10 protein-coding genes and 1 pseudogene are annotated in these 13,000 nt (G+C 42.5%); 5 read left to right on the top strand and 6 right to left on the bottom strand.

The window, feature by feature from the left end:
- Positions 1-158: 158 nt before the first annotated feature.
- From WMO41_RS15190 to WMO41_RS15170, 5 genes are all read right to left on the bottom strand, one after another.
- Complete coding sequence (locus WMO41_RS15190) at positions 159-3,023, bottom strand: response regulator (RefSeq protein WP_349230481.1); 2,865 nt, start codon at positions 3,021-3,023, stop codon at positions 159-161.
- Positions 3,011-5,908 carry an ATP-binding protein gene (locus tag WMO41_RS15185; protein ID WP_349230480.1) on the bottom strand — a complete coding sequence of 966 codons (2,898 nt, stop codon included), beginning with the start codon at positions 5,906-5,908 and terminating at the stop codon, positions 3,011-3,013. Before WMO41_RS15185 ends, WMO41_RS15190 begins: the two co-directional genes overlap by 13 nt.
- 141 nt (positions 5,909-6,049) lie before the next feature.
- Positions 6,050-6,433 (bottom strand): response regulator, encoded by a 384-nt coding sequence (locus WMO41_RS15180; RefSeq protein WP_349230479.1) that lies wholly within the window; start codon positions 6,431-6,433, stop codon positions 6,050-6,052.
- Positions 6,434-6,454: 21 nt separating this feature from the next.
- A complete protein-coding gene (locus tag WMO41_RS15175; protein ID WP_349230478.1) occupies positions 6,455-6,679 on the bottom strand; it encodes a hypothetical protein in 225 nt (74 codons plus the stop codon).
- Positions 6,657-6,893, bottom strand: a complete 237-nt coding sequence (locus WMO41_RS15170) for a helix-turn-helix domain-containing protein (RefSeq protein WP_349230477.1) — start codon at positions 6,891-6,893, stop codon at positions 6,657-6,659. The genes WMO41_RS15175 and WMO41_RS15170 overlap by 23 nt, the downstream gene beginning before the upstream one ends.
- Positions 6,894-7,115: 222 nt before the next feature.
- Between WMO41_RS15170 and WMO41_RS15165 the strand changes: the two genes are divergently transcribed.
- The 4 genes and pseudogenes from WMO41_RS15165 to WMO41_RS15150 all read left to right on the top strand — a co-directional run bounded on the left by WMO41_RS15165 (position 7,116) and on the right by WMO41_RS15150 (position 10,238).
- Complete coding sequence (locus tag WMO41_RS15165) at positions 7,116-7,349, top strand: hypothetical protein (RefSeq protein ID WP_349230476.1); 234 nt, start codon at positions 7,116-7,118, stop codon at positions 7,347-7,349.
- A 48-nt stretch (positions 7,350-7,397) separates the two neighbouring features.
- Positions 7,398-7,562 carry a hypothetical protein gene (locus tag WMO41_RS15160; RefSeq protein ID WP_349230475.1) on the top strand — a complete coding sequence of 55 codons (165 nt, stop codon included), beginning with the start codon at positions 7,398-7,400 and terminating at the stop codon, positions 7,560-7,562.
- A 102-nt stretch (positions 7,563-7,664) separates the two neighbouring features.
- Complete coding sequence (locus WMO41_RS15155; protein ID WP_349230474.1) at positions 7,665-9,392, top strand: IS1634 family transposase; 1,728 nt, start codon at positions 7,665-7,667, stop codon at positions 9,390-9,392.
- A 68-nt stretch (positions 9,393-9,460) separates the two neighbouring features.
- Positions 9,461-10,238: pseudogene (locus WMO41_RS15150) on the top strand (helicase HerA-like domain-containing protein).
- Here WMO41_RS15150 and WMO41_RS15145 read toward each other — a convergent pair.
- Complete coding sequence (locus WMO41_RS15145; protein ID WP_349230473.1) at positions 10,225-10,974, bottom strand: Sir2 family NAD-dependent protein deacetylase; 750 nt, start codon at positions 10,972-10,974, stop codon at positions 10,225-10,227. The pseudogene WMO41_RS15150 and the gene WMO41_RS15145 overlap by 14 nt on opposite strands.
- 414 nt (positions 10,975-11,388) lie before the next feature.
- On the opposite strand from WMO41_RS15145, the gene WMO41_RS15140 reads away from it, so the two are divergent.
- Positions 11,389-12,642, top strand: a complete 1,254-nt coding sequence (locus tag WMO41_RS15140) for an ATP-binding protein (RefSeq protein WP_349230472.1) — start codon at positions 11,389-11,391, stop codon at positions 12,640-12,642.
- Positions 12,643-13,000: the final 358 nt, after the last annotated feature.

Genomic DNA, 13,000 nt, shown 5'->3' with positions numbered 1-13,000 from the left:
AAATGCTCCTTTTCGATAAAAATTTACATACCGTAATTCTTACCAAAATGGAGCCATTTTTTACCAAAGACACAAATCAATTTACACTACCGGCAAAATGCTCCCGGCTCTTTTCCACTTTCTACTTTCTTTTTCCAATCCATTTTTCAACAAATGAATCATCGTTCTATATATTTTGTAATAACAGATATTAAAATTCTCATATCAACCGGCTTTGCTACATGATCATCCATTCCTGCATTCAATGCAGACTGAACATCCTCTGCAAATGCATTTGCCGTCATTGCAATAATAGGTATTTTCTTTCCGTCCGGACGGTCCGGCAGATTTCTTATAGCTTTTGTCGTTTCATACCCATTCATTTCCGGCATCATAATATCCATCAAAATCAAATCAAAAGTCCCCGGAGCTGCATTGTAAAACTGCTCTAAGGCAGATTTTCCATCGGCAGCCCTGGTTACTGTCATCCCTTTTTCTTCCAATAGAACTACTGCTATCTCTGCATTTAAATCATTGTCCTCTGCCAAAAGGACATGCAGACCATGCAAATCCATATCTTTCCTTAATTTTTCTTCCTTTTCAGCCAGTACCTGTTCTGCTACAAGCAGGGGGATTTCTACAGTAAATGTTGAGCCAATTCCCTGTCTGCTGCTGACTTCAATTTTTCCACCCATAAGATCTACATACTGTTTGGCAATGGCCATTCCCAGTCCGGTTCCCTTATAACTGGTTCTTGCCCCATCATTTTCCTGACTGAACTCATCAAATATTCTGGTCTGGAACTCATCACTCATACCAATTCCGGTATCCGTGATACGATAGCGTACGATTATATGATGTGCATCATTGCCCGGCGCATTTTCTGCAGCAAATGAAATAGTGCCTCCGTCTTTTGTAAATTTGACTGCATTACTGATAATGTTGAGCAATACTTCCCTGATTCTGAGTTCATCTGCCATCACATAAGAAGTTTTAAGTTCTTCTCTTGAGACATAAAAATTAAGGTCACGGTTTTCCATATATCCATTTGCAATCGACAAAACAGTATCTGTCATATCTCTTAAATCTACCGGTACTGGTTTATATTCCAGTTTACCACTTTCAATGCGGCTGATGTCCAGCACATCATTAATCAGTGTCATCAGATATTCTGAGCTCTGCCTGATCTTTTTCAGACAATTCTCCACCTCTTTGTCCGGCTTCCTCTTCATGGCAATATCTGTAAATCCAACAATTGCATTCATTGGTGTCCTGATATCATGGGACATATGGTTCAGGAACGTCGTTTTTGCAATATTCGCCGCATTTGCATCCCGTGCTTCTTTCAGGGCTTCCATCTGTTTTTTCCTGCTTACCGAAAGAGAATAAACCAGAAGAAGCAGTACAAAAATAATCACAGATGAAACTCCGACAGCTAAGCCTGCATACTCCGCGAGGACATCCTGCAAGGTCATTTTCTTTTCCGAAACAGAATTCTGTGCAAGGACAACGCCATTTAAAATATTAGATGACTGCTCAATTGCTTTATTGATAATGGTGGCTGCCCTTCTGTTTCCCCTCGTCGTGAACATCGCTAATTCCTGTCGTTTTGCCATTTCTGCAAATGAAAGACTTTTAGTCAGTGGACTTTCATTAAGAATATTAATTTTTGAAGAAGGAATAACAGTTGCTCCTGCTTTTCCATTTGCCACTGCCTCCAGGCATTCTTCTTGTGTATCATATAGTTTGATCTCTGCATTCGGAAAAAGAAGGGACACCATCAATTCCGAATACAATGAGGTCTCTGTCGCTGCGATCGTAGAGATACTGCTGTTATATTCATTTCCTTTGTAAATAACAACTGGCGTAATATCAAAGATTTCATCCGTCAAAATCACCTGAAACTGTTCCTGTGTATATAGATCCTGAATGATAGGACCGGCAATATCGATTTCACCAGATTGCAATGCCTCATTCATCTGTTCTCCCGTGGAACAGGGAACCGCCTTGACTGTGATTTCATATTTTTTCTGAACAGTATCCAGAACAGTTCCTAAAATTCCTGTCAGTTTCCCATTTTCTTCACCACAAAATGGAAGATTATCCTTTAGATATCCCACACGGATTGTATTTTCATGTGCATCCAGCCATTGTTTTTCTTCCTTATTGAGTGCATAATTTATGACCGCTTTTCCTTCATAACGGGCATACAGCTTGCTGCTGTAGTCCGTTTCTGTATTGTTGATTTCTTCCAGGGCAGAATTTAATTCATTTAACAAATCCGGTCTGGATTTTGATACACCAAAGTAACAGTCACTTGCACCGATATTGGCAATGGCAATAAAATCGCTGTTGACAGACAGTGCCGGGATCACTAGTACATCCAGTTCATCTGCATCCAGGTTTTCTACCATTTCATCATAATCTTTACAGGCAACAACTTCAGCATGAATCTGATTGCTGTCCAGCCATTTTTCCAGAAGTTCTTTCTGGTAGCTTCCTTCTGCAGCGCCGATACGACAGCCATCCATCTGCTTCGGATCACCATCTGTAAGATTCATATGATTTTCTCGGGTATAGATCCAAAATCGTTCTGTTCCCTCGGCATAGGTTGAAAAATCGATAGATTCTGCTCTTTCCGGTGTATAAGTGATACTTCCAAGTATATCTATTTCTCCATCTGCCAACATATCCATGCATTCTTTAAATGAACCATAGACATATTCATACTTCCAGCCAGTTATATAAGAAATTTTCTGTAGATACTCATATCCTGCTCCCTGCTTGTGTTCTCCATAACCACCTTCTTGAAAATTGGCATATGGGAAATAGCCAACTCTCACGGTTTTATTTTCTTCCTCTATTACGTGAGTTGTTTTCCCATTATTTTTTATTTCCGACGCATAAGCAAAAACCGGTACGAAGAGTAACATGATAAGTACTAAAATGCTCAAACATAATCTTTTTTTCTTACCTTTTTTTCTTATCCGTTTATCTATCTTTCCGTTCATTCCTTCCCTCTTATGATCCATTAAAGCTGACATTCGCAATCCGCTTTCGCTACTTGTTCATTCAATACAGAAAGAATGACCGCTCCCAGTTTCTCAATATCAATCGGTTTTGTAATGTGTCCATTCATGCCAGCATCAAACGTCCTTTTCCTGTCCTCTGCAAAGGCATTTGCCGTCATAGCAATGATCGGGATTTCTGCCTTCTTTTTATCATTTAAATGCCGGATACACTGGGTTGCCTGATAGCCATCCATGTTTGGCATCTGGATATCCATAAGTATCAGATCATAAGTTCCCGATGGCATCTGCTCTACCTTGTTCACGCACTGAACTCCGTCTTCCACACGCTCGATAACAAGCCCTGTTCCTTCCAGGACTGTCACCGCGATTTCCGCATTCAGATCATTATCCTCCGCCAGTAGAACATGCTTCCCACACAGGTTTTCTCCAATATCAGATGCATCCGCTGTTTCTATCTCCTGGCTGTAATATTTCTCGTCAGCTATTTTATGTGTCAACGTAAACGTAAATATGGTTCCTTTTCCCAGTTCGCTTTCTACTTCGATACTTCCACCCATCAGATCGGCCATTTTCTTTACGATTGGCATTCCAAGACCGGTTCCTCTCAACTTTCCAGTCATTGTACTATGTTCACGAGTGAATGGTTCGAACAGTGTTGGAAGATATTCTTTACTCATGCCAATACCGGTATCCGCTACCTCGCTTTTTATCTTTACATATCCTTCTTTTTCACACGGCAGTTCTGCTACAGTGATCGTTACATTTCCACCCCTCGGAGTGTATTTAATAGCATTACTAACAAGATTTACATAGATTTCCCTGATTTTTGTACTGTCACACAGGATATTTCTATGTGTAACCTGTATGCTGCCACTTAGATGAATTCCTTTTTCTTCCGCTTCTGATGAAAAAGTACTTATGATTTCGTCTACTATCTCGCCAACTATTTCATAATTCTCATCTACCTTCATCTTTCCGCTTTCAATCCGAGCCATATCAAGTACATTATTGATGATGGACAATAACAGTTTCCCGGATTGTTCGATTTTCTTCTGATAATCCAGCTGCTTCGGTTCTGTCAGGTGTGATTTCATCAGCTGGTTATATCCCAGGATCACGTTCATTGGAGTACGGATATCATGGGACATATTATTCAGGAATTCTGTTTTGGCTTTGTTTGCATTTTCAGCGGCAGCATATGCTTTTTTCAGCTCTTCTTCCTGCATACGCTCTTTTTTTATCAGACTGTCAATATTTCTTGTTCCGACTACAGCCATCCTTGTTCCGTCTTTTTTCTTTACATATGCCACCCTTGCCTGATGATAATTGATTCCTGTTTCTGACTTAAACTCGTATGTCATGGAATAATCCTCTTCCTGTGAACGCAGGACTTCCAACCCTAGCTGCTTTTCAAATTCTCCGTTGGTGTTATCAGATACCATCGTCTCAGCATAAGAGGGAATTATTTTCGACCATCTGTTACCACATTTTCTGCAAAAATCTGAAATAATCTTTCCATTTTCCCCAGACTCACGATAAGAAATCACATGATCTTTGTCCAGTTCTACTGCCAGAACAGAGAAATATTCTTTTCCAAGACCTTCGATAATCTCTCTTTGAAGCTCTATCTCCTGCTCTTTTTTAATGATTTCATCTACAGAATAGAAACCAAGGATGATCTTAAAATGCTCTTCATCATTGTATAATCGTATTGCCCTTGTCAGAAAATGTCTGAAACCGCTCCCATTTGGTATTGTCTTATGATAAAACTCTATATTGTCAGTTTCTTTTAATTCGTTCATAAGATGCTCCGGCAAAAGTCTTTCCAGATATTCAGGATCTGATTCTTTGATCAGGATATTTTCAAAAAAATACCGGATTATCTCCGAATAACAGTTACTTCCATAAACTGAATGCTGCTTTTTTGCAGGAACATTGTGTGCAAAACCAGTATCCCCTTTTACAACTTCAAAGGTATCCTGCTTTAAATCACACAAAAGTACCGTTGTATAATCCCTGGATAAAGCTGATAATATCCGGTTACGTTCATTCAGAATCCGGTTGCTGTCCTCCAGTTCTTTCTCTTTTTCTTCTTTATCTTTAACAAAATCCGTAATATCTGTAATATTTCCCTGAAAGAATCTCTGATTGCCGGATTTCACCAATGTTGTGGCATCTGTGACCCAGTGATAGCCATCCTTTCCAAGCAGACGGTAAATCTGATCCTGCGTAAATCCATGCTCGCATGTATCAAGAATACGGGTGGTATAATCTGCTGAAAGATTCCTGTCATCCGGATGAAGCATATTGTCAAATTTATTATCAAATATTGTCTTGATTTCTTCTCTGGTCCATCCCAAAATAGCAAGAAACCTGTCACTGATATATAAAAATGGATGACCTTCTTCTAGGGAACATCTGTGATAACCACCGGGTATTTGATCAATCGTCGCCTTAGACAGCATATTTTGCTCTTCCAGCTTCTTATGCCGGTCCACGAAAGATGTCATATCATAACATGCACTGATAATAGCCAGTTTTCCATCCTCTGTCCGTATGACTTTTCCTTTATCGACTGTCCAGAACCAGGAGCCGTCTTTTCGCGGCATACGATATGTGGTCTCATAGGTTAATCCCTCATAATACTCACCCCCGATATCCTTTATGACCTGTTCTCTGTCATCAGGGTGGACCGTATTAATAACTTTTCCGTCAATTGCTTCAACCAGTTCTTCCACTGCATTATAACCAAGCATCAGTGCCATTTCTTCATTGGCATAATAAACTGGGAACTCATCCTCACAATATCCACCGATTAGTCCGCTGGTTCCATTCGCAATCATAAGATCGGTAAGTATCTCTTTTTGTACTTTATCTGGTATTATCAACTTTTTCATATTCCTCACACTGTATCCTTCGGCCTGATTTTTTGTGACTATTCGAGTTTTTCAAAACCCATACGTACCTTGCGGAATACCTTCGTAAATCTTTCTTTTATTCCAGCACATAATCAACGTTCTTTTTACAAAAAATACCTTTTATCTCAGAATTGAACATAAAACCTGTTCTACTTTATCTACATCTATTGGTTTGGCTATATGTCCATTCATACCAACAGAAAGTGCCATTTCTTCATCTTCCTTAAAGGCATTGGCAGTCATGGCAACAATTGGAATATTTACAGGAGTTTCAGCAATACATTGGCTTCTTTTCATTATTTTCAAAACTTCAAAACCATTCATCTGTGGCATATTGATGTCCAAAAGCATCAGATCAATTTCAATATTTTCTCCTATCATCTGAATTGCCTGATTACCATTTTCAGCTTCCAGGTAATTATAAGTTTCTCCGAGAATCTCCTTCAATATGTCCCTGTTTAATTTTGAATCATCTACAATCAGTATTTTTTGTCTTTTGTCCATATCCTTTTCCTCTTTTTTTTCTTATAAGAGGACGTATTCTTCTTTCCCACTACGGTCCTTCACGATATCCCAATAGTCACGGCATACGGCCTGAATATATGCATCTGCATCATCCCGGGAGCATTCCTTTACGCTTCCTGTCTGCTTGTCAAAGAGGACCGTGAAGAAGTTTTCCCGGTTTGCTTCGATGTACACTTGCATCGAGACGCAGTCCGCTGCTCTTTCAATGTTCTTTATCGTTAACATGGTCATCCTCTCCATAGACATATTCCAAAATATCGCCCGGCTGCACTTGCAAGAGTCCACATACCACATCGAGCGTACGGATTCCCTGAATGCGCCCCTTGCGGAACGCCTGTATGGCTGATTCGCCAATGAGTTTTTCGTTACGGAGACGATGGCTGCTATACCCGGCTTCCTTCAATGCCCCTAATATGTCTATCTTACATTTGATCGTCACCAGCACCCCTCAATCTTTTATACACTATTATCAGTATAAGTCCAATTTACAATCCTGACAATCCGTTTCCACTATTTTCAGTGTATTCGGGAAATAATATTTGACACTACACTACATATAGTGTGTAATGAAAGTAGATAAAAATAGAATTCTCTCGATTGGCGGTTATGAAACCAGAAGGATACATTTGTTGCATCATGTCAATTGAGGAGGGTTCATATTATGAGAAAAATTTTTAAATCTATTTTAGCTGTCACACTGTCTACGATCTTTGCATTTCCTGCACAGGCCGCAACCATGGAGAGTATTGCGAACGCCGATTCCAGATTTCGCTATGATGGTACTACTCTTACGGCTACCACAGAATCTGTGGAGACTTTTTCTTATGGGGAAATGGTGGATGCCTTTTTAAATGCAACGCGTACCTGCTCCGGATACGAAATACTGGAATACTAGGCAGAATACCGCACGAATACGGTTACTTTCGATCAGAACAAAGCAAATATGATCATTGAGCACACTACCTGGACAGATGAATGGGTAAAAGCAAATGTGCCGAATATTGCCACAAATGGCATGACCAGAGAGCAGGCAAAAACGGCAGTCTTTACTTACATCCTAAAATCCGTGTTATGGCCACTCAATAAGCATCAAATACCGGTTGCTTGAGTGCCGTTTTCTTTTGAAAATAAGCCATTTTCGGCCATCAATGGATTGATTTTATTTAGTGTTTATAGTATAATATAGGCACTAAATAAAAGGAGATCCAAGATGCCAAGAAAAGCTTCCGGTGAACCTAAAACCAAACGTGTCGAACGCCGCCAGGCCAATGGCGATATATACGTCTACGAGGTAACAACACTCTACAATCCGAAAAAGAGATATAACGAGCACGTATCCAGCAAGTTACTTGGAAAGAAGTCGGCAAATGGGACCGCGCTTCTCCCGACGCGCCCCTGGAAAACACCTGGAACTGCTGCAGCCACCGCAGTCCGTAAAACAGTCGGTGTTACGGATATCCTTGCGTGGATTGGCAGGGAATCCGGTATTGACGATGATATCCTCAGCTCTGCTGATAAGGGAACTGCCCAGAAGATCATCTCTATTGCAAGGTTCTGGATGGCAAATCCCGATAAAACGATCCGCAGTATCGAGGAGTGGCAGATAAGCCATACCATACCTTATCAGGAAGGGATGTCAGAGGACACGTGCTATTTGCTGATGAAACAATTGGGGCAGGACATCACGGTATCGCAGAAATACTTTCAATACCGGGCATCTCATGCACCGTCCAGAGCATCTGTTGCCGTCGATAGCACAACTGTGTCATCGTATTCCGAACTGCTGAATGATGTCCGCTTCGGGTATAATAATGACGGTAACGGACTGGCTACTGTAAAATTGCTTACGCTTTTCAGCCTCCAGGATCACCAGCCGATCGCCTTTTCGCGCCAGCCGGGGAACATACCGGATGTGATCTCCGTGCTCAATGCGTTAAAGCAACTGTCCGTCCTTGGGATGGATAAACCCCTGCTGGTACTGGATGGCGGATTTTTCTCGGAGGAGAATATCCTGGGATTCCTGCAGGCACATACAAAGTTTCTTATGCGCGGTCAACTTGACAGCAAATGGATCCTCCCGGAACTTGAACCGCTCCTTGAGGAGATGGAAGTATCATCCCATGCCTGGCCGGAAGATCCCTCGAAGTACTGTGTCACGAAAAGGATCAGCCATGTGTTTTCGTATGAGAGAAAGCGAACCCGCGGCGGCATACATAAAGGTGACGTCATTACAGAGGAACACCGGCTGTATCTCCACCTTATACTCGATACGGACAAAGCGAGGCTCGATACGGCGCTCCTTATGAAGGATATCCAGCATGTAAAAAAGCAGCTGGAAGCAGGCGTAGATCCGGCTCTACTGACTAAGGCGGAAGCACGTATGGCGGATCGTTACCTGATCATCCGGAATGTCCGGGACAGGCTTGTCATAACACTGAATGATAAAGCAATCATGAAAACAAGCCGGCTCTATGGGTACTTCGTGCTTGTCTCAAACGAGAAAATGGATGCTTTCAGTGCATTACGGGAATACCGTCTCCGCGAAAAAACGGAGGAAGGATTCCGTCTCGACAAGCAGTATAACGATGCACACGTAACGAGAACAAAGTCTACCGAAACTCTAGAAGGCCGGTTTTTCTGCCAGTTTGTCGCATATGGATACGAAGCCTTCTTCCAGAGGGAGCTTAATCGGGTTAAGAATTCCCTTGCCATTCCCAATGGCGATCCGGCACATGATAAGTCTGAAGTCTTCAGGAAGGAGAAAACACTTCTTAACTGGCTGAAAGGCATGTCAGTAGCCAAACTGTTTGGCTGGTTTGATACTGTTCAGGAGACAACCGTTGACTCCGCCATGGGTAAGGCACGATGGTGCACGGAGTCTATTGAACGGGATCGATTGTTCCTGACCAGACTTGGTGTTATTAAACCTGAATTTTGAGTGAATATAGTTCGGATTTTAGGTTAAATATCAGCGACTGGCTCTGCAGAGACTGCGATGGTCGTTGTGTGATCCTGATTCTGGACTGCCAGAAGCTGATCCGGAATCCCACCATGTATGCCACCTTCCTGCTGTGGATGATGTCGGAACTTTTCGAGTCTCTGCCGGAAGCCGGCGGCCTGGACAAACCCAAGATGATATTCTTCTTCGATGAAACTCATCTGCTGTTTGACCACGCTTCTGATGCGTTGTTTGACAAGATCGAGCAGGTGATCAAGCTGATCCGTTCCAAGGGTGTCGGCATCTACTTTATCACCCAGAATCCACAGAATATTCCCGACGGGGTCTTAAGCCAGCTTGACAACAAGATCCAGCACGCCCTTCATGCTTATACGCCAAAAGAACAGAAGGCTGCCAAAACTGCCGCCATGTCCTTCCGTGGAAATCCAGCTTTCGACACCTATGAATCGCTGTTTCAGCTGGGGATCGGAGAAGCGCTATGTGGAGATGACAGATCGGGATTCGGCCTATGAATTCCTGCAGCGAAAGGCAGTCTCTGAGGAGGAAGATGCCCGAAAAGCCGCAGAGGAAGCGGCCGCCGAAAAACAGCGTATGAGGCAGGAGGAAGCAACCAGAAAAGCTGCTGAAAAAGAAGCCGCTGCCAGAGAAAAACAGATGAAATCTGCCGTGGGCCGAGTAGCCGGCACTGCTGCCGGCACCCTTGGACGACAGATCAGCAATGAGGTTGGAAAACAGTTCGGAGGTTCCTTCGGCAAACGTCTGGGCGGCAATATCGGTGCTTCTCTCGGCCGCGGAATTCTCAGTACCTTATTCAAGCTGAGATAGCGTCAGCTGCTGCCGGATAGAGCTGAGGCAAAATATCCCGCGGTTTTCCATAATATGTAAAGTCAGCCATCCTGTCTGACAGATGTTTGCTCTCATTGACCAGAATCACCAGATTGCCATGGAAATAGGGAAGCATGTTGGAAACAAGCGGTGTTTCCATATGCCCTCCCAGAATCAGCAACGTATCAGCCTTTGCCAGTTCTGCTGCAGCCATGGCAATCCGGGCGCTGCTCATCCTGTCTCCGATCAGGTTCACTCCGGGCCGGATGGGAACTTTGCACTCCGGGCACAGGGGAACCCCATCTGTCTCAAGCATATATCCGATGTCAAATGCTTTTCCGCACCTGGGACAATGATTTTCATAGATGCTTCCATGAAGCTCTACTACATTCTGGCAGCCTGCCCGTCTTGGCAAGCTGAACAGTTCTCTGGTGATGACCGCTTTCAGTCTGCCATCTGTCTCCATCCGGGCCAGCGTCTTCATGCAATCATCCGGCATTCCTGTTCTTTTCAAAATCTCCGTTTTATAGAAATCAAAAAACTGCTGCGGGCGTGTGCTAAAGAATACAGAAGAGAATATCTCCTCCGGTGCATGGCCGTACTTCTGTTCCAGATCATACAGCCCATCTTCCTGACGGTAATTCAGACATCCGCAGTCCATGCTGGTACTGATTCCCAGCAGACATACCAGATTAGAGGCCTCTTCGATCCGTTTCCTTACATAAGTCATTTCCATGAAAATACCTCCCATAAAACACAGAAAAGGGCATAGTTCAGACGACTATGCCCTGGTTTACATGAAATAATATGAAATTGTACTTCAATAACACTTATATGGAAAAAGTATACCACCCGAATTCTGTTTGTCAAGTATAGTGGTTCAGTTGTCAAGACAAAAATTCAAGCATTTTACTTTCCGAGACGGGCATTGAGGATATTGTGAACGTATTGTTCCATTGGAACTCTACAGCTCTGGCTCTCAGGATTCCATCCATGGATGCAGCTACGAGGTTCGCTCCTTTTTTGTTTTCGTTACATAAAAATGTGCAGTTGCACATAAAATAGGAATGAATATTGAAAAGTAATCCATTCTGTGTTAGAATGATATTACTAAAAAATGTGCAGTTGCACAAAAAAAGGGAGTGATACCATGGATATTAAGAGAGACGCTTATCTGCAGCAGCTGATTGAGCGAAAAGATAACGGCATGATAAAGGTAATTACAGGCATTCGCAGATGTGGAAAGTCCTTTTTGCTCTTTAACATTTTTAAGAGATACCTTTTGGAAAATGGTGCTGATGCAGAACATATCATTGAGATTGCGCTGGATGGTATTGAAAACGAGGAACTGCGAGATCCGAAGGTGTGTTTCCGCTATATCAAGGATGCAATGAAAGATTCCGGTAGATATTACCTGCTTCTGGATGAAGTTCAGTTTATGCCCCGTTTTGAGGAAGTGTTGAACAGCCTGCTTCGTATCAGTAACATTGACGTTTATGTGACTGGCAGCAACTCCAAATTTCTTTCCAGCGACATCGTGACTGAGTTCCGTGGCAGAGGTGATGAAGTCAGAATTTACCCGCTCTCCTTTGCAGAGTTTTATTCTGCTTATGATGGTGACTATGATGATGCCTGGAATGATTATATGACCTACGGCGGACTTCCGCAGGTTGCAGGCTTTCAGAATGATCGGCAGAAAGCAGAATATTTGAGAAACATCCTTGCCAATGTGTATCTGAAGGATGTTATTGAGAGATATAAACTTCAAAGCGTAGATGAAATTGGTATTCTGGTTGATGTGCTTGCTTCTGCAATCGGCGCACCGACCAATCCGTCAAAAATTGCAAACACTTTCGCCAGTGAACGTCAGATGAATTATACCAATAAGACGATTTCTCACCATATCGACCTATTAGCTGAAGCATTTCTGATTTCCAAAGCAAGCCGATATGACATTAAAGGCAGAAAATATATCGGAGCAAACCTGAAGTATTATTTTACCGATTTGGGCCTCAGAAATGCCCGTCTGAAATTCAGACAACAGGAATCGACCCACATCATGGAGAATATCGTTTATAACGAGTTGCTTCTCCGTGGCTACAATGTGGATGTGGGCGTTGTCGATGTGTATGATAAGGACAAAGAGGGAAAGCGAATCCGTAAGCAGCTGGAGGTCGATTTTGTTGTAAACCAAGGAAGTCAGCGTTACTATATCCAAGTAGCCTACGATATGACTTCAGAAGAAAAACAGACGCAAGAGTTCAATTCTCTGCGTAACATTCCAGATTCATTCAAGAAAATTGTCATTGTCAATGGCACTAAGAAGCCTTGGCGTAATGATGAAGGGTTTGTCATTATGGGAATGAAGTATTTTCTGTTGAATGCAGATAGCCTGGAATTTTAAAGAATTAAGAAAAGTTCAGCTGCAGAAATGATAAGGGAAAGAGTAGGGAAATCGTTGACTGTTGATTATTTTTTCGAAAACGAGCTTTGAATCAGGGGAAGGTTCCACTTCTTTCAAAGTTCTCTTTCTTGAAGGGACGATGAAGAAGGATGTGGCTGATCGGAAAATTGAAATTCATACGAAAATGATTCAGGCTGGAGGACGGGAGGTCATGGAAAGATGGATTAGGGCGACGGACGGAAGGTCATGGATGAAGGGTTGCTGTCGGTGGGGGACTTGCGGAGCCTATGAAACTTTTTCTGTAAAATAACCTAAGTAAGGTCCTTCTATGATACAATAAATATCATTAGGAGGGCCT

The organism is Ventrimonas faecis (assembly GCF_040096075.1).
Classification (GTDB): Bacteria; Bacillota; Clostridia; order Lachnospirales; family Lachnospiraceae; genus Brotaphodocola; species Brotaphodocola faecis.
The sequence above is the reverse complement of the archived record's forward strand: the minus strand, read 5'-3'. Positions and strand labels throughout refer to the sequence as shown.